Origin of the sequence: Pseudomonas nitroreducens (assembly GCF_010994165.1) — a bacterium.
In the GTDB taxonomy this organism is placed as follows: domain Bacteria; phylum Pseudomonadota; class Gammaproteobacteria; order Pseudomonadales; family Pseudomonadaceae; genus Pseudomonas; species Pseudomonas nitroreducens.
This window is the reverse complement of the sequence record NZ_WMBX01000003.1, coordinates 424,006-441,971: the sequence shown is the minus strand read 5'-3', so window position 1 is coordinate 441,971 and position 17,966 is coordinate 424,006. Positions and strand designations below refer to the sequence as shown.

The 17,966-nt window shown below is 67.8% G+C and carries 13 protein-coding genes; 8 read left to right on the top strand and 5 right to left on the bottom strand.

The window, feature by feature from the left end; all coding sequences use genetic code 11:
• Nucleotides 1–27: 27 nt before the first annotated feature.
• Both GJV37_RS15375 and GJV37_RS29670 read right to left on the bottom strand, forming a co-directional pair.
• Nucleotides 28–813 carry a transporter substrate-binding domain-containing protein gene (locus tag GJV37_RS15375; protein ID WP_054906669.1) on the bottom strand — a complete coding sequence of 262 codons (786 nt, stop codon included), beginning with the start codon at nt 811–813 and terminating at the stop codon, nt 28–30.
• 69 nt (nt 814–882) lie between these two features.
• Entirely contained in the window at nt 883–2,946 is a 2,064-nt protein-coding gene (locus tag GJV37_RS29670) for an aminotransferase class I/II-fold pyridoxal phosphate-dependent enzyme (RefSeq protein ID WP_193452708.1), read from the bottom strand.
• 278 nt (nt 2,947–3,224) lie between these two features.
• Between GJV37_RS29670 and arnB the strand changes: the two genes are divergently transcribed.
• From arnB to GJV37_RS15330, 8 genes are read left to right on the top strand one after another with little or no spacing between them, the layout of a single operon-like run.
• Entirely contained in the window at nt 3,225–4,364 is a 1,140-nt protein-coding gene (arnB, locus tag GJV37_RS15365) for a UDP-4-amino-4-deoxy-L-arabinose aminotransferase (protein ID WP_065084835.1), read from the top strand.
• Nucleotides 4,365–4,371: 7 nt separating this feature from the next.
• Nucleotides 4,372–5,376 carry an undecaprenyl-phosphate 4-deoxy-4-formamido-L-arabinose transferase gene (gene arnC, locus GJV37_RS15360; RefSeq protein ID WP_024765616.1) on the top strand — a complete coding sequence of 335 codons (1,005 nt, stop codon included), beginning with the start codon at nt 4,372–4,374 and terminating at the stop codon, nt 5,374–5,376.
• On the top strand, nt 5,373–7,394 hold the full coding sequence (arnA, locus tag GJV37_RS15355) for a bifunctional UDP-4-amino-4-deoxy-L-arabinose formyltransferase/UDP-glucuronic acid oxidase ArnA (RefSeq protein WP_193452707.1): 2,022 nt from the start codon (nt 5,373–5,375) through the stop codon (nt 7,392–7,394). Before arnC ends, arnA begins: the two co-directional genes overlap by 4 nt.
• Nucleotides 7,391–8,278: a 4-deoxy-4-formamido-L-arabinose-phosphoundecaprenol deformylase gene (arnD, locus tag GJV37_RS15350; protein ID WP_162484001.1), complete on the top strand. Its 888-nt coding sequence runs from the start codon at nt 7,391–7,393 to the stop codon at nt 8,276–8,278. The genes arnA and arnD overlap by 4 nt, the downstream gene beginning before the upstream one ends.
• Nucleotides 8,275–9,921 carry a lipid IV(A) 4-amino-4-deoxy-L-arabinosyltransferase gene (gene arnT, locus GJV37_RS15345; RefSeq protein WP_024765619.1) on the top strand — a complete coding sequence of 549 codons (1,647 nt, stop codon included), beginning with the start codon at nt 8,275–8,277 and terminating at the stop codon, nt 9,919–9,921. The genes arnD and arnT overlap by 4 nt, the downstream gene beginning before the upstream one ends.
• Nucleotides 9,918–10,262 (top strand): 4-amino-4-deoxy-L-arabinose-phosphoundecaprenol flippase subunit ArnE, encoded by a 345-nt coding sequence (gene arnE, locus GJV37_RS15340; RefSeq protein ID WP_024765620.1) that lies wholly within the window; start codon nt 9,918–9,920, stop codon nt 10,260–10,262. Before arnT ends, arnE begins: the two co-directional genes overlap by 4 nt.
• Nucleotides 10,259–10,687 (top strand): 4-amino-4-deoxy-L-arabinose-phosphoundecaprenol flippase subunit ArnF, encoded by a 429-nt coding sequence (arnF, locus tag GJV37_RS15335; protein ID WP_024765621.1) that lies wholly within the window; start codon nt 10,259–10,261, stop codon nt 10,685–10,687. Before arnE ends, arnF begins: the two co-directional genes overlap by 4 nt.
• Nucleotides 10,688–10,727: 40 nt before the next feature.
• Nucleotides 10,728–12,110, top strand: coding sequence for a UDP-glucose dehydrogenase family protein (locus GJV37_RS15330; RefSeq protein ID WP_193452706.1), 1,383 nt, complete (start codon nt 10,728–10,730; stop codon nt 12,108–12,110).
• Nucleotides 12,111–12,209: 99 nt separating this feature from the next.
• Here the strand turns inward: GJV37_RS15330 and GJV37_RS15325 are convergent, their stop codons facing one another.
• Genes GJV37_RS15325 through ptsP form a run of 3 tightly spaced genes read right to left on the bottom strand, consistent with a single transcriptional unit; the run spans nt 12,210 to nt 17,832 of the window.
• Nucleotides 12,210–13,964, bottom strand: a complete 1,755-nt coding sequence (locus GJV37_RS15325) for a PTS fructose-like transporter subunit IIB (RefSeq protein WP_065084840.1) — start codon at nt 13,962–13,964, stop codon at nt 12,210–12,212.
• A gap of 26 nt (nt 13,965–13,990) precedes the next feature.
• The gene (gene pfkB, locus GJV37_RS15320; protein ID WP_193452705.1) at nt 13,991–14,938 is read right to left on the bottom strand and encodes a 1-phosphofructokinase; all 948 of its coding nucleotides are present in this window, start codon (nt 14,936–14,938) and stop codon (nt 13,991–13,993) included.
• Complete coding sequence (gene ptsP / locus GJV37_RS15315; RefSeq protein WP_193452704.1) at nt 14,938–17,832, bottom strand: phosphoenolpyruvate--protein phosphotransferase; 2,895 nt, start codon at nt 17,830–17,832, stop codon at nt 14,938–14,940. The genes pfkB and ptsP overlap by 1 nt, the downstream gene beginning before the upstream one ends.
• Nucleotides 17,833–17,966 lie beyond the last annotated feature (134 nt).

Genomic DNA, 17,966 nt, shown 5'->3' with positions numbered 1-17,966 from the left:
CGGGCGCTGAAGCGGATCGCGCCAGAGTTACTGCTTGGGCGCGACGCTCATGCCGAAGTACTTGTCCGACAGCGCCTTGTAGTCGTCGCTGGCGAGCAGTTTGCCGATGGCCTCGTCCATCTTCGCCTTCAGCTCGGTGTCGCCTTTGCGCATGCCGGCGCCAACGCCACGGCCGAACAGGGGGTCGTACTTCACTTCGCCCTTGTTGACGATGCCGGCAGCCTGGGCGTCCGGCGACTTGACGAAGGACGCCACGGCAATGCCATCGGCCATCATCAGGTCGATGCGCCCGGCCACCAGGTCGGCGTTCACCGAGTCCTGGGTGTCGTAGTAGCGCACGTCGGCGATCTTCTCGTAGTACTTCTTCAGGTAGTTGGAGCTGACCGTGGAGATCTGCACGCCGATCGCCTTGCCCTTCAGGCCTTCGGGGCTGATCTGCACATCCACCGCCTGGGGCGCGGCGACGGCGACCGGGGTGTCGTAATAGGGGCGGCTGAAGGCGATCTGCTTCTCGCGCTCGTCGGTGATCGACAGGGAGTTGAAGATCACGTCGATCTTCTTCGCCAGCAGCGCCGGGATGATGCCGTCCCAGGCCACTTCGTCGATCTCGCAGGTAGCCTTCATCTCGGCGCAGACCTTGTGGATCAGGTCCGGCTCGAAGCCGACCCAGCTACCGTCGGGCTGCTTCTGCGAGAACGGTGGATAGGGTTCGGCGGCCAGGGCGAAGCGGATCGTCTCGGCCTGGGCGCTCGCCGCGCCGGCCATCAGCATCGCCGCACCCACCATCAGATTGCACAGACCTTTCTTGCTCATCGTGATCCCCTGCGTTGTTTTCGTTTGTTATGGGTCACGCTCATCGATGCGCCGGCAGCGCGGCATCGGTCAGCGATTCTGGTGCGCGTTGACGAACTGCCGGCAGCGCTCGCTGCGCGGGCGCGAGAACACTTCCTCGGGCGTTCCCTCCTCCTCGATCAGGCCCTTGTGCAGGAACGCCACGTGGCTCGATACGTCGCGGGCGAAAGCCATCTCGTGGGTGACCAGGATCATGGTCCGCCCCTCCTCGGCCAGCGAGCGGATCACCCGCAGCACTTCGCCCACCAGCTCCGGGTCCAGCGCCGAGGTCGGTTCGTCGAACAGCATCACTTTCGGTCGCACGGCCAGCGCGCGGGCGATGGCCACGCGTTGCTGCTGGCCACCGGAAAGGAAGGCCGGGTATTCGTGGCGTTTCTCCGCCAGGCCGACACGTTCCAGCAACGCCTCGGCGCGCTCGCGGGCCTCGGCCCTGCTCTCGTGGAGGACGAAGGTCGGCGCCTCGATCAGGTTCTCCAGCACGGTGCGGTGCGGCCACAGGTTGAAGCTCTGGAACACCATGCCCAGCTGCGAGCGGATACGGGTGAGCTGCTTCTGGTCGGCCACCATCGGCTCGCCCTGGCGGCTCTGAGCCAGGCGGATGGTTTCACCGTTGACGGTGACCGAGCCCTGGTTGGGAATCTCCAGCATGTTGATGCAGCGCAGCAGGGTGCTCTTGCCCGAACCGCTGGCGCCGATCAGCGAGATCACCTCGCCCTCGCGGGCCGACAGCGAAACGCCCTTGAGCACCTCGAAGTCGCCGAAGCGCTTGTGGATATCTCGCACTTCGATCACCGGCTTAGTGGTGGGCTGTTCCCGTAGGAGCGAGCTTGCTCGCGAACCGGTCGCAGCGTCAGAAACATCAAGAGCGTTCGCGAGCAATGGCTGAGGCGCCCCCCTCGCTCCTACAGTTGATTCGGCACGTGCGGGAAGGGATTCGACAAACCGACTGATCCGCGCACAGGCCTCCGCCATGCTCTCGTCGCTCAACCCGAAGGACAACCGCACGAAACCTTCCGCCTGCGGGCCGAAGGCTGCCGCGTCGAGCACCGAGACGCCGGTGGCATGGAACAGCTGCCAGGAGAAGTCCAGCGAGCTGAGGCCGGTGTCACGTACATCGACCATGACGAACATCCCGGCTTCGGGCGACAGGACCTTCACCCGCGGACAATCACTCAGCGCCGCCACCACCAGGTCGCGGCGGCGGCGGTAGATCTCGCGCATCGACGCCACCACTTCATCATGGCGCTCCACCGCAGCGAGCGCGGCCTCCTGCACGAAGCCCGGCAGGCCGTAGAACATGTTCAGCGCAAGGTTTTCCAGATGCCCGACCAGCGTCGGGTTGGCGACTATCCAGCCGGCGCGCCAGCCGGTCATGGCATGGGATTTCGACAGGCTGCCGATGCTCAGGGTGCGCTCGGCCATGCCCGGCAGCGCGGCGAAGCTCTGGTGTTCGCGCTCGAAGGTCAGGCCCTCGTAGACCTCGTCCACCACCACCCAGAGATCGTGGGCCTGCGCCAGTTCGGCGATCGCCAGCAACTCCTCGCGAGTCAGCACGACGCCCGTGGGGTTGCTCGGGTTGGCGAGGAAGATCGCCTTGGTGCGCGCCGTGATGGCAGCCGCGATATCACCGGCCAGAGGGCGGAAACCGTTCTCCGGACGGGTAGGAACCCCGACCAGCACGGCACCGGTGGACTTCAGCGTGGCTTCGTAGGTGACGTAGACCGGATCGAAGGTGATGACCTCGTCGCCTTTTTCCAGCAGGCACATCGCGGCGGCGAACAGGCCGTTCTGCGCTCCGGCGACAACAATGACGTTCTCGGCGGCGACCTTTTGGCCGAATCGTCGCTCATGCAGTGCGGCGATCGCCTGGCGAAGTGCCGGGCGGCCAGCCACATCACTGTAGTGGGTGTCGCCATCGCGCAAGGCGGAAACGGCGGCATCGGTGATGAAGTCCGGGGTTGCGAAATCGGGGTCGCCGACGCTGAGCACGATCACGTCGCGGCCGGCGCGTTGGGCGGCAATGGCGGCGTAGTGAATATCCCAGGCGGCAACGCCGGGTCCGACCATCCTGTCCACAAGCGACGAATAACGCATGCAAGGGCCTCATCCGAATGACGGAATGTCCTGCAGAAGGGTCCGCAGGAGCGTTGGGCCACCATAGCCAAGGATGAACGAGTGTTCAACAGCGTTTTCCGACATCAGACATGTCGTTTTCAGACCGTTCACTCACCTCCCTCCCATCTTCGGGTGCTGCTTGTCGCATGTTCGACCGACGAACGGAATCACGACATCCACTTAACGGCTTCTTAACGATCACCCCCGTAGCGTTCTCTCACCCCCTGACAGAGCCGCCATGGCCTTTGGAACACCACATGGAAATGCCCTTCCTCCCCTTCTCCCGTCCCAGCATCGGTGAAGAAGAGATCCAGGCAGTCAACGAAGTCCTGCGTTCGGGCTGGATCACCACCGGGCCGAAGAACCATGAACTGGAGCAACGCTTCGCCGACTCCATCGGTTGCCGTCACGCGGTGGCCCTGTCGTCGGCCACCGGCGGCATGCACCTGGCGCTGCTGGCCCTGGGCATCGGCCCGGGCGACGAGGTGATCACCCCGTCGCAGACCTGGGTCTCCACCGTCAACATGATCAGCCTGCTGGGCGCCACGCCGGTGTTCGTCGATGTCGACCGTGACACCCTGATGACCGACGCCGCGCGCATCGAAGCCGCAATCACCCCGCGCACCCGCGCCATCATTCCGGTGCATTACGCCGGCGCGGCCTGCGACATGGACCCGATCAACGAGCTCGCCCTGCGCCACGGCATCCCGGTGATCGAGGACGCCGCCCACGCGGCCGGCACCTTCTATCGCGGCCGCCCGGTAGGCTCGCGCGGCACCGCGATCTTCTCCTTCCACGCGATCAAGAACCTCACCTGCGCCGAGGGCGCCATGTTCGTCACCGACGACGAGGCCCTGGCCAACCGCGTGCGCACCCTGAAGTTCCATGGCCTGGGCGTGGATGCCTACGACCGCCTGACCCACGGCCGCAAGCCACAGGCGCAGGTGGTGGAACCGGGCTTCAAGTACAACCTCACCGATATCAACGCCGCCATCGCCCTGGTGCAGTTGCCCAGGCTCGAAGCGATCAACGCCCGCCGCGCCGAACTGGCCGCCGGCTACGCCAGTCGCCTGGCGCACCTGCCGGTGCAACCGCTGGCGCTGCCGGACTACCCGCAGCACCACGCCTGGCACCTCTACGTCCTGCGCATCGACCAGGAGCGCTGCGGCATCGACCGCGACGCCTTCATGCAGGGCCTGCAGGAGCGCGGCATCGGCAGCGGCATCCACTTCATCGGCAGCCACCTGCACAGCTACTACCGCCAGCGCTACCCGGATGTGCACCTGCCCAACACCGAGTGGAACGCCTCGCGGATCGTCTCCATCCCGCTGTTCCCCGACATGACCCAGGCCGACCAGGACCGCGTGGTCGACGCCATCGAAACCCTGCTTCGGTAACGCCACCGTGAAAGCCTATCCGATCAACCGTGTGTCCATCGTCATCCCGGTGTACAACGAAGAGGCCAGCCTCCCCGAGCTGCTGCGCCGCACCACCGCCGCCTGCGAACAACTGGGCCGTGATTACGAGATCGTGCTGATCGACGACGGCAGCCGCGACAGCTCCGCCGACCTGCTGCAGGAAGCCGCCGAAGCGCCCGGCAGCCATGTGGTGGCGGTGATCCTCAACCGCAACTATGGCCAGCACGCGGCGATCATGGCCGGCTTCGAGCAATGCCAGGGCGACCTGGTGATCACCCTCGACGCCGACCTGCAGAACCCGCCGGAGGAAATCCCGCGCCTGGTCGAAGAAGCCGCCAAGGGCTACGACGTGGTCGGCAGCGTGCGCCAGCAACGCCAGGACTCGGCACTGCGTCGCTGGCCGTCGAAGCTGATCAACCTCGCCGTGCAGCGCTCCACCGGCGTGGCGATGAACGACTACGGCTGCATGCTGCGCGCTTATCGCGCCAGCATCGTCAAGGCGATGCTCGCCTGCCGCGAGCGCAGCACCTTCATCCCGATCCTGGCCAACAGCTTCGCCCGCCATACCAGCGAGATCCTCGTCGCCCACGCCGAGCGCGAGCACGGCGAGTCGAAGTACGACTTCCTGCGCCTGATCAACCTGATGTTCGACCTGGTCACCTGCATGACCACTTCGCCGCTGCGCCTGTTGTCCTTCGTCGGCGGCGGCATGGCGGTGGCCGGCTTCGCCTTCGCCCTGATGCTGCTGGTGCTGCGCCTGCTGTTCGGCGCCGCCTGGGCCGGCCACGGCGTGTTCGTGCTGTTCGCCGTGCTGTTCATGTTCACCGGCGTGCAGCTGGTCGGCATGGGCCTGCTCGGCGAGTACCTGGGCCGCATGTACAACGACGTGCGCGCCCGCCCCCGCTTCTTCATCGAGCGCATCGTTCGCGTCGATGCACCGCGCGCCCAGATCACTACTTCTTCCCCTTCTTTCGAGTCCATCCAGCCATGACCCAGCAGACCATCGTCTTTGCCCACCACGACTTCGGCTGCGCCGGCATCGAAGCGCTGCTCGCCGCCGGTTACCAGATCGACGCCGTGTTCACCCATGCCGACGATCCCAAGGAAAACCGCTTCTACGGCTCCGTAGCACAACTCTGCGCGCGCCTGGGCATCCCGGTGCACGCGCCCGAAGACGTCAACCACCCGCTGTGGGTTGCGCGCATCCGCGAACTGCAGCCGCAGTACATCTTCTCCTTCTACTACCGCCACCTGCTCAGCGAAGAGCTGCTGGCCTGCGCCGCCAAGGGCGCCTACAACCTGCATGGTTCGCTGCTGCCGCGCTACCGTGGCCGCGCCCCGGCCAACTGGGTGCTGGTCAACGGCGAAAGCGAGACCGGCGTGACCCTGCACCGCATGGTCAAGCGCGCCGACGCCGGCGGCATCCTCGCCCAGCAGAGCGTCGCCATCGGCCCGGACGACACCGCACTGGTGCTGCACGGCAAGCTGCGCGAAGCCACCCGCGAGCTGCTCGCCTCCGCCCTGCCCCGCCTGGCTCGGGGTGAGCTGCAGGAAGTCGCCCAGGACGAATCCCGCGCCAGCTACTTCGGTCGCCGCACCCCTGCGGACGGCCAGCTCGACTGGAAGCGCCCTGCCAGCGAACTGCACAACCTGGTCCGCGCCGTGACCCAGCCGTACCCCGGCGCCTTCGCCCCGGTGGGCGATCGCAAGCTGATCGTCTGGAGCTCGCGCGTGGTCGCCGGCAACAACGGCCTGCCGGCCGGCTCGGTCCTGTCGGTCGACCCGCTGCGCATCGCCTGCGGTGCTGACTCGCTGGAAATCCTCTCCGGCCAGCAGGGCGACAGCGGCCTGTTCCTCGCCGGCCCGCAACTGGCCCGCGAAATGGGCCTGGTGGACGGCTCGCGCCTGCACGGCGCCAGCGGCAAACCCAAGCGCAAGACCCGCGTACTGATCCTCGGCGTCAATGGCTTCATCGGCAACCACCTCTCCGAGCGCCTGCTGCGCGACGGCAACTACGAGGTCTACGGCCTGGACATCGGCTCCGACGCCATCGAGCGCCTGAAAGGCAACCCGGACTTCCACTTCGTCGAAGGCGACATCAGCATCCACACCGAGTGGATCGAGTACCACATCAAGAAGTGCGACGTGGTCCTGCCGCTGGTGGCCATCGCCACGCCCATCGAATACACCCGCAACCCGCTGCGCGTGTTCGAGCTGGACTTCGAGGAAAACCTCAAGCTGGTCCGCTACTGCGTGAAGTACAACAAGCGCGTGATCTTCCCGTCCACCTCCGAGGTGTACGGCATGTGCACCGACGCCAACTTCGACGAAGACAAGTCGAACCTGATCGTCGGCCCGATCAACAAGCAGCGCTGGATCTACTCGGTCTCCAAGCAGTTGCTCGACCGCGTTATCTGGGCCTACGGCCAGAAGGGCCTGAAGTTCACCCTGTTCCGTCCGTTCAACTGGATGGGCCCGCGCCTGGACCGCCTGGACTCGGCGCGCATCGGCAGTTCCCGCGCCATTACCCAGCTGATCCTGCACCTGGTGGAAGGCACGCCGATCCGCCTGGTCGACGGCGGCGAGCAGAAGCGCTGCTTCACCGACGTGGATGACGGCATCGAGGCGCTGGCGCGGATCATCGACAACGAAGGCAGCCGCTGCGACGGACAGATCGTCAACATCGGCAACCCGGACAACGAAGCCAGCATCCGCCAACTGGGCGAAGAGCTGCTGCGTCAGTTCGAGGCGCACCCGCTGCGCGACCAGTTCCCGCCCTTCGCCGGCTTCCGCGAAGTGGAAAGCCGCAGCTTCTACGGTGACGGCTACCAGGACGTGTCGCACCGCAAGCCGAGCATCGAGAACGCCCGTCGCCTGCTGAACTGGCAGCCGAGCGTGGAGCTCTCCGCCACCATCGGCAAGACCCTGGACTTCTTCCTCCGCGAAGCCCTGGCCGAACGTGCCGGTGGGGTGCCCCACGCCTTCCCGCTGCAGAAAAGCATCGCCTGATGAGAGCGGGACTGCGCATCGACGTCGATACCTACCGCGGCACCCGTGACGGTGTGCCGCGGCTGCTGGACATGCTCGACGAGGCCGAGGTGAAGGCGACCTTCTTCTTCAGCGTCGGCCCCGACAACATGGGGCGCCACCTGTGGCGCCTGATCCGCCCGCAGTTCCTGTGGAAGATGCTGCGCTCCAACGCCGCCGGCCTGTATGGCTGGGACATCCTGCTGGCCGGCACCGCCTGGCCGGGCAAGCCGATCGGCCGCGACCTGGGCCACCTGATGCGGCGCGCCCAGGACGCCGGCCATGAAGTCGGCCTGCATGCGTGGGACCACCACGGCTGGCAGGCCAACGCCGGCCGCTGGAGCACCGAGCAGCTCGAACAACAGATCCGCCGTGGCGTCGACACTCTTGCCGACATCCTCGGCAACCCGGTGGAGTGCTCGGCGGTGGCCGGCTGGCGCGCCGACGAACGCACCGTGGAAGCCAAGGAGCGCTTCGGCTTTCGCTACAACAGCGATTGCCGCGGCCGCTCGCTGTTCCGCCCGCGCCTGGCCGACGGTCGCGCCGGCACCCCGCAGATCCCGGTGGACATGCCCACCTTCGACGAGGTCGTCGGTCCACAGGTGGCGCCGTCCGCCTTCAATGACTACATCCTTTCCCGTTTCGACATGGACGCCTTGAACGTGTACACCATTCACGCCGAGGTCGAGGGCATTCTCATGGCCCACGACTTCCGCCGCTTGCTGGCCCAGGCACGGGCCGGCGGCATCCGCTTCGTCCCGCTGGGCCGGCTGCTGCCGGACGACCCGACCACCCTGCCCGTCGCCAGCCTGGTGCGTGGCGAACTGGCTGGCCGCGAAGGCTGGCTGGGGGTGCAGCACGCATGAAGCGCCTGGCCTACCCGACACTGCTCGCCGCCTTCGTCCTGTGCATCCTGCTGCCGATGGCTTTCCACGGCCTGTGGATCCCGGACGAGTCGCGCAACGCGCAGATCAGCCAGGCCATGCTGCAGAGCGGCGACTGGGTGTCCCCGCACCTGCTGGGCCTGCGCTACTTCGAGAAACCTACCGGCGGCTACTGGCTGATCGCAGCCAGCCAGGCCGTGTTCGGGCAGAACCTGTTCGGCGTGCGCTTTGCCTCCGCACTGGTCACCGCGCTGAGCACCCTGCTGGTGATCCTGGTCGCCCGCCGCCTGTGGAACGACCCGCGCCGCACCTGGGCCGCCGGTCTGCTGTACCTGAGCTTCGGGTTGATCGCGGGGCAGGCCGGCTACGCCAACCTCGACCCACAGTTCACCTTCTGCGTGAACCTCAGCCTCGGTGCCCTGTGGTTCGCTTTCGATGCCAGCACCCCGCGCGGGCGCCTGGCTGCCTGGAGCCTGCTGGGTGCCGCCTGCGCCTTCGGCTTCATGACCAAGGGCTTCCTCGCCTTCCTGTTGCCGGTGATCGTCGGCCTGCCCTACGCCGTGCTGCAGAAGCGCCTGGGCGAACTGCTGCGCTACGGCCCGCTGGCGGTGCTGGTGGCCGCGCTGGTCTGCGCGCCCTGGGTACTGCTGATCCACGCCCGCGAGCCGGACTTCTGGGACTTCTTCTTCTGGCACGAGCACATCCGCCGCTTCGCCGGTGACGACGCCCAGCACGGCCGTCCATTCTGGTTCTTCGTCCCGCTGCTGTTCGCCAGCGCACTGCCCTGGGCTGTGCTGGTCTTCCCTGCGCTGCGTAACGCAATCCAGGGCTGGCGCGACTCGAAGCTGCTGTTCCTGCTGCTGTGGTTCGTCATGCCCTTCCTGTTCTTCAGCCTGGCCAAGGGAAAGCTGCCGACCTACATCATGCCCTGCTTCGCCCCGCTCGCCCTGCTGATGGCCGATGCCCTCGGCCGTGCGCTGCAGCAGCACCGGCAAGTCGCCCTGAAGTTCAACGGCGCGCTCAATCTTCTGCTGGGCAGCAGTGCGCTGGCCGGGCTGCTGTTCATGCAGGCACGGCACCCGCAGTACCACGACGAACTGCCCAGCGTGCTGATGGTTGCCCTGGTGTGCATCGCCTGGCTGCTCGCCGGCCTGCTGCAACTGCTGCGCCCCACTCGCTTCTGGGCGGCGCCGGCCTTCGCGGCCTGGCTGCTGGTGGCCCTGGTGCCCAACGCGATGCCGAACAAGATGGTCAACAGCAAGATGCCCGACCAGTTCATCGCCGAGCACCTGGACCAGCTCAAGGACGCCCGCAGCCTGCTGAGCAACGACCTGGGCGCCGCCACCGCGCTCGCCTGGCGCACCCGGCGCAGCGACATCACGCTGTTCAACACCGAGGGCGAGCTGAAGTTCGGCCTCGGCTACCCCGAAGGCCAGGGCCGCAGCATCCCGCCCGAGGGCATCCACGCGTGGATCGACCGGACCCGCGCCGAGGGCTCCATCGGCGTGATCATGCGGGTCAACAGCGCCAGCGACGAAGCGGAACTGGCCATGCTGCCCAGCGACGCCATCAGCTACCGGCAGAACCACCTGGTGGTCCTGCTGATTCCGCAGGCCGCGCCATGACTGCCCTGCTGCTGGCGGGCGTCTGCCTGCTCACCTGCCTGGGCCAGCTGGCGCAGAAGTTCGCCGTGGAAAGCTGGCGCGATGCGCCCTCGAGCCTGACGGCGAAGCTCTTCTCACCCTGGCTGATCCTGGCCGTCGCCTGCCTGGGCGCCGGCCTGCTGCTCTGGCTGCTGGTCCTGCAACGCCTGGAAGTCGGCGTCGCCTACCCGATGCTGAGCCTGAACTTCGTGCTGGTGACGCTACTGGCGAGCCGCCTGTTCGGCGAGCGCATTGACGGCCGCCACTGGTTCGGCGTGGCCCTGATCGTCGGCGGCGTCGCCCTGCTGGGGATGCACTCGTGAAGCGCGGCATCGCTTTCGCCCTGGGCAGCGTGCTGCTGGTGAGCAGTGCGCAGCTGGGCATGCGCTGGAGCATGTCGCGCCTGCCCTCGCACTGGCCGTTCGACCCGGCGCAACTCGACATCGTTGCGCTCCTGGCGCTGGCCGGGGCAGTGCTCGCCTACGCGCTGTCGATGCTCTGCTGGCTGCTTGCCCTGAAACACCTGCCGCTGAGCCGCGCCTACTCGCTGCTGAGCCTGAGCTACGCCCTCGTCTATCTCGGCGCCGCCGTGCTGCCGGGCCTCGGCGAGCCGCTGAGCCTGCCGCGCACACTGGGCGTAGCCCTGGTGATCGCCGGCGTGATCGCGATCAACGCGCCACGCCGACCTGACAGAACAACCGTCATCAAACCCAGCGACGCTCGCTCCGAGCACGCGCAGTTCGACTGACCTCAATCCCGCTTCAAGTCCCTTTTCGGGAGAGCAGACCATGAAAATCAGCGTATTCGGAATCGGTTATGTAGGCCTGGTGCAGGCCGCGGTCATGGCCGAAGTGGGCCACGACGTCCTGTGCATGGACATCGACGAGGACAAGATCGCCAAGCTCAAGCGCGGCCAGATCAGCATCTTCGAACCGGGCCTGGCCGAGCTGGTGAGGGACAACCTGGAAGCCGGACGCCTGCGCTTCACCAGCGACGTCGCCGAGACAGCCGCCCATGGCCGCGTGCAGTTCATCGCCGTCGGCACCCCGCCGCTGCCCGATGGCTCGGCCGACCTGCGTGCCGTGCTGGCCGTGGCCGAAGGCATCGCCCGCCACCGTACCCAGCCGGTGATCATCGTCGAGAAATCCACCGTGCCGGTGGGCACCGGTGACCGCGTGAAGGCCAAGGTACTCGCGGTGCTCGCCGAAGAAGGCCGCAGCCTGGACTTCGAGATCGTCTCCAACCCCGAGTTCCTCAAGGAAGGCTCGGCGCTGGCCGACTGCCGCAAACCCGACCGCATCGTCATCGGCTGCGAAAGCCCCGAGGTGCTGGACGTCATGCGCGAGATCTACGAGCCGTTCAACCGCAACCACGACCGCATCCTGACCATGAACCTGCGCAGCGCGGAGCTGACCAAGTACGCCGCCAACTGCATGCTCGCCACCAAGATCAGCTTCATCAACCAGATCGCCGAGCTGGCCGAGCACCTGGGCGCCGACATCGAAGCCGTGCGCCAGGGCATGGGCGCCGACCCGCGCATCGGCTACCACTTCATCTATCCCGGCTGCGGCTATGGCGGCTCGTGCTTCCCCAAGGACGTCCAGGCGCTGATCCAGAGTGCCGAGGAAGCCCACTGCTCCAGCGACCTGCTGCGCGCCGTGGAAGCGGTCAACCAGCGGCAGAAGAGCAAGCTGTTCGAGCGCATCCACAGTTACTACGGCGGCAAGCTCAAGGGCCGCACCTTCGCGCTCTGGGGCCTGTCGTTCAAGCCCAACACCGACGACATGCGCGACGCCCCCAGCCGCACCCTGATGGAAGCCCTGTGGGCTGCCGGCGCCAAGGTCCGCGCCTTCGACCCCGAGGCCATGCCCGAGGCGCAGCGCCTGTACGGCCACGATGAACGCCTGACCCTGATGGGCACCCCGGAAGCCACCCTCGGCGGCGCCGATGCCCTGGTGATCTGCACCGAGTGGCGGCAGTTCAAGGCGCCGGACTTCGAGCTGGTGGCCAGCCGCCTGAAGTCCCCGCTGATCTTCGACGGCCGCAACCTGTTCGACCCCGAGCGCGTGGCGCGCTACGGCTTCGAATACTTCCCCATGGGCCGCGGCGACTCGCACCGCCTGCCGGTGCCGGCGCAGGTCGTCGAACAACGCACGCGGCGCACGGCCTGAAGAGCATTCGCGAGCAGGCTCGTTCCTACACGAGGGACACGGCTCTTCGTAGGAGCGAGCTTGCTCGCGAACCCACCCACGCCGACCAGGCCAGGATGCTCAACCCCGCCCCGGCGCCTGCTCGCCCATCACCATCATCGGCGCTGCCTCACTGCGCTTGAGCAGCGCATAGAGCACCCCGGTCACCACGCTGCCGATGGCAATCGCCAGCAGGTAAAGCAGCGCGTGGTTCATCGCGTTGGGGATCAGCAGCACGAACAGCCCGCCATGGGGCGCCAGCAGCTTGCAGCCGAACAGCATCGACAGCGCGCCGGTCAGCGCACCTCCGGCGATACTTGCCGGGATCACCCGCAGCGGGTCCTTGGCCGCGAAGGGAATCGCGCCCTCGGAGATGAAGCACAGCCCCAGTACCAGCGCCGCCTTGCCGGCCTCGCGCTCGCTCTGGGCGAACTTGCGCCGCGCCAGCAGCGTGGCGATGCCCATGCCGATCGGCGGGACCATGCCACCGGCCATCACTGCCGCCATCGGCGCGTAGCTCTGCGAGGCGAGCAGGCCGACCGAGAAGGCGTACGCGGCCTTGTTGATCGGCCCGCCGAGGTCCACGCACATCATCCCGCCCAGCAACAGGCCGAGCAGGATGGCGTTGGTGGTACCCATGCCGGCGAGGAAATCGGTCAGCGCGCTCATCATCGCCGCCACCGGCGAACCCACCACGTAGATCATCACCAGCCCGGTGAACAGGCTGGCCAGCAGCGGGATGATCAGGATCGGCTTGAGCGCCGCGACACTGGCCGGTAGCGGAACCCACTGGGCAATCGCGCGCGCCGAATAGCCGGCGAGCAAACCGGCGACGATGCCGCCAAGGAAGCCCGCCCCCAGCGTGCTCGCCAACAGCCCGCCGATCATCCCCGGCGCCAGCCCGGGGCGATCGGCGATGGACCAGGCGATGTAGCCGGCGAGCATCGGCACCATCAGCTTGAACGCGGCGTCACCGCCGATCTGCATCAGCGCCGCCGCCAGGGTGCCCTGTTGCTTGAACGCCTCGATGCCGAAGACGAAGGACAACGCGATCAGCAGCCCGCCGGCCACCACCATCGGCAGCATGAAGGACACGCCGGTGAGCAAGTGCTTGTAGACGCCGCGCGCTTCGTTCTTCGTCGGTGCCGCACTGTTGCCGGCGGACGCGGCGGACTCCGTCGTCGCCTCCTGCAGCGCGCGCTCGATGGTCGCCTGGGGCTGCTTCAACGCCACACCCGTGCCGCAACGGAAGATGCGCTTGCCGGCGAAACGCTCGGGATTGACCTCGATGTCCGCCGCCAGCAGGACCACGTCCGCAGCAGCGATTTCTTCCGCACTCAGCGGATTGCGCGCGCCCACCGAGCCCTGGGTTTCCACCCGCAGCTCGACGCCCATCTGCTGCGCCGCCTGTTGCAGCGCCTCGGCGGCCATGAAGGTGTGCGCCACGCCGGTCGGGCAGGCAGTCACCGCTACGACCTTCGCCACGCGTCCCGTTGCGGCAGGCACTGGCGAGGCCTCGCCCGGCTGCCAGACGGGAGCCTCTGCCGCCGCGCGCTGGAGGAAACCGGCCGGGTCGGCCAAGGCCTCGGCCGGGCGCGCCTGCACCAGGCGCTTGCCGGCGAAGCGCGAGAGATCCAGCGGCTGCGCGCTGACCACCAGCACCCAGTCGGCCGCGGCAATCTGTCCTTCGCTCAACTGGCGTTCCGGATGCTGCGGGTCGCGTTGCTCGACACACACCGACCAGCCCAGGCGCTCGGCCGCCGCCCGCAGCAGGCGGGCGCTGAGCACGCTGGAAATCTGGCCGTTGGGGCAGGCCGTGATCAGGGCAAGGTTCATCGTCATACCTCTTGTTGTTCTATCGCTCAGGGCTGGCACGGGGCCAACGCCTGAACCTGCACCGCGTCCTCGATGCGCTTGAGCCGCTGCGCGTCGCCGATGCCGAACTGGATCTGGGTGACCGCCAGTGCCGCCACCGCCGTGGCCTGGCGCAGCACACGCTCGGGCGGCCAACCGGCGAGCAAGCCATGGACCATGCCGGCCAACAGGGAATCGCCGGCGCCCACCGTGCTGGCGACTTCCACCCTGGGTGGCACCGCTTGCCAGACACCCTGCGGACCGAACCAGCGCACGCCCTCGGCGCCCTGGGAAAGCACCACCTGCTCGATACCGCGCGCACGCAATGATTCGACCTGCGCGCCCAACTCATCAGCGCTGCCAGCGGGCTTTCCGCAGGCATCGGCCAGCTCCTGGTCGTTGGGTTTGATCAGCCAGGGTGCGGCGTCCACCCCGGCGCGCAGCGCGGCACCGCTGCAATCGAAGGCGACTTTCAGGCCATGGCCCTGCAGGCGCAGCAACAGCTCGCGCAACCACTGCGGATCGACGCCACGCGGCAGGCTGCCGGCGACCACGGCCATGTCGAAATCGGCGGCGATCAGGTCGAGGCGGTCGAGCAGCGCATCCTGCTGGGCGCCACTGACTGCCGGGCCCGGACCGTTGATATCGGTGATCCGCCCGGTGCCTTCGGCGATCTTGATATTCCGCCGCGTTTCGCCCGGCACGCGGACAAAGGCATCGACGAAACCACGACGACGGAACAACGCCTCGAAGGGCAACGCATTGTCCGCACCGAGGAAGCCGGCAACGGTCAGCGAATGTCCCAGGTCGGCCAGCACCTGGGCAACGTTGAGGCCCTTGCCGGCGGCCTGGCTGAGTGCCGACTCGCTGCGGTTCACCTCGCCGGGCGCAAGCGTCGGCAGGCGCACGGTGAGGTCCAGCGCAGGGTTCAGGGTCAGCGTGAGAACACGGGCCATCAGTGCACCTCCGGCAGCGCCAGGGCGACGCTCTGGCGCACGTCCGCTGCCGAGCACAGGGCCAATGCCGCGCGAGCCAGCTCGCGGGATGTCGGCAGGTCCAGCTCGCGCACCCGCGCCTTGACCAGCGGGATGCTGCGCGCCGAAACGCTCAGTTCGTCCACTCCCAGCCCGACCAGCAAGGGCACCGCCAGCGGGTCGGCGGCCAGCTCGCCGCACACGCCCACCCACTTGCCGTGGGCATGGGCGGCGCGCACGGTCATGTCGATCAGTTGCAGCACCGCCGGGTGCAGGCCATCGGCCTGGGCGGACAGACTCGGATGGCCACGGTCGATGGCCAGGGCGTACTGGGTCAGGTCGTTGGTACCGACGCTGAAGAAATCCACCTCGCGCGCCAGTACCTGTGCCAGCAGCGCAGCGGAAGGCACCTCGACCATGATGCCCAGTTGCAGGTCATGCTGACCGCCCAGTTCCGCGCAGATTTCGTGGGTCAGGTCGCGCGCCCGCCGCCACTCCTCCACCTGGCCGACCATGGGGAACATGATGCGCAGCGGGCGGCCGGCAGCCGCACTCAGCAACGCTCGCAGCTGGGTGCGGAAAATCTGCGGGCGTTGCAGCGTCAGGCGCACGCCACGAATGCCCAGGTAGGGGTTGGTTTCCTCGGCGATCGGCCAGTACGGCAGCGGCTTGTCGCCGCCCACATCGAGGGTGCGCGCCACCAGCGGACGGCCGTCGAGGGCATCGAGCACACGGCGGTACTCGATCTCCTGGGTTGCCTGGTCGGGCGCCTGGGGGTTGTCCATGAAGACGAACTCGGTACGCAGCAGACCCACGCCCTCCGCGCCCAGATCCACGGCTTTCGCCGCGCCGGCGGTGTCGCCAAGGTTGGCGCAGACTTCCACGGCATGGCCATCGCGAGTCACCGCCGGCTCATGGCGGCGCGCCTCGGCCTGCGTGGCGCGACGCTGGCGCAGGTCGCGCTGGGTTTCGGCGGCGTGCAACGCTTGTACATCGGGGGCGACCGTCATCTGGCCTTTCTCGCCATCCAGCAGCAACGCCGTGCCGGACTCCAGCGCCAGCACGCTTTCCCCGGCGCCCACCAGCGCGGGAATACCCAGCGCGCGGGCGATGATCGCGCTGTGCGAAGTGGCGCCACCGCGCGCCGTGACGATACCCGCCACGCGTTCCGGATCGAGCCGTGCCACGTCCGAGGGGCCGACTTCGTCCATCACCAGGATGTAGGGCTCGCTCGGCTCCAGCGCACTCTCGACGCCGCACAGGCGCGCCAGCACGCGCCGGCCGACGTCGCGCAGGTCCGCCGCGCGCTCAGCCAGCAGCGCATCGCGCAGGGCCTCCTGCTCGCCGGCCACCCGTTCGATCACCTGGCTCCAGGCCGCCTCGGCGCTGGCGCCTTCGGCCAGGCGCGCCTGCACCTCGTCGAGCAACTCGGGGTCGTCCAGCAGTGCCTGGTGAGTGCCGAAGATGTCGCGAATTTCCTTGACCTGGCTGCGCCCCACCAGCGCTCCGATTTCCCCGCTGATGGCCATCCGCGCCTCATCGAGACGCTGGCGCTCGACGTCCGCCGACTCGCCGCGCACGGCGAACTCGAAGGCACGAGCGACCTGCACGTACGCAGGGCCGTGGGCAATGCCCGGCGATGCGGCAATGGCCTGCAACTGCGCGCCCGCTTCGGGAGCCCGCACGGCCTGCAATTCCTGCTCGTCCTGTCGCACGCTGTCGACGACCAGCTCCTGGGTTTCCGGCAGCGGCTCGACTTCCTCGCCCAGGCCCTGCTCAACGGCCGCGCGAACGGCTGCCAGTGCGGCCTCGGCGATTTCCGGCTCGGCGAAGAACTCCAGCACCTGCCCACGCCGCGCGCCAAGGGTGAGCAGTTTGCTCAGGCTGCGGATGGAAACCGGGGCGCTGTCGCCCTCGGCGATGCGCACGCGAATTTCGCCGCTGTAGTCCCGCGCCAGCAGCATCAGCACCTGCGCCGGGCGCGCATGCAGGCCATGCGGGTTGGCCAGCGGCACACGGATGCTCGGCCAATCCACCGGCAATTCACCGCCCAGGGCTTCCAGCACCGCACGTACGGAGGTGGCGCTGGCCAGCTCGCCGGCACGGCCATCCACCAGCAGGTCGCACAGGCGCGCGAACACCGCCTCGTGCGCGTCGTCCTGGCGAGCCAGGCAGAACAGGCCGCGCACCGGCTGGCCGGCGTGGCTCAGCTCGCGCGCGGGGGTAACGAAGACGAGGCCCGGACGAGTGACGCATTGCTCGCTGTCCTGCCACCAGAGCCCCGCGCCCAACGGCAGGGCCTCCTGGTCATGCAGCGCGGCAGCGAAGCCGGGAACCACGCAGCCGGCCTTCTTCAAACGCCGCGCACCGACCAGCGCCAGTTCGTCGAAGTCTTCGGCAGCGACGCCAAGCCCTACCAGATGCTCGTCGAACAGCAACGGCTGAGGCGCGCCACCTTGCAGCAGCTGCAGCAGGTCCTCGGGTTTTTCCGCTGCGCGCAAGGCCGGGCCTACTTCGCCGTCGCCCAGCGCACGGGTAAGCAGTTGCAGCAGGCGCAGGTGCTCATCGGACTTGGCCGCAATGGCGATGGCCAGGTGCACGGTCTGCCCGTCGCCCCAGGCCACCCCCTCGGGGAAGTGCATCAGGCGTACGCCGGTGCGCTGCACCAGGTGGCGCGTTTCCGGCGTGCCGTGGGGAATGGCGATGCCCTGCCCGAGATAGGTGGAGCCTTGCGCTTCACGGGCCTGAATACCCGCCAGGTAGCCTTCGGCAACCAGGCCATCGTCTTCGAGGGCAGAGCCAAGCATGGCCAGGGCGGCCTGCTTGTCGGCAGCGCGCTGGCCCATGCGGACCTGCTGCGCGTTGAATTCGAGCATCGCGTTCTCCTCACCGGCGTTCGCGCGTGCCGGCGCTGGGGCGGTTATCCGCTTGTACGGTGATCAGCTTAGAGGCTGCGGCGCAGGAACAGGGTTCAGGCAATACTGCGCGCGCAATGCTGAATCGTTTCACC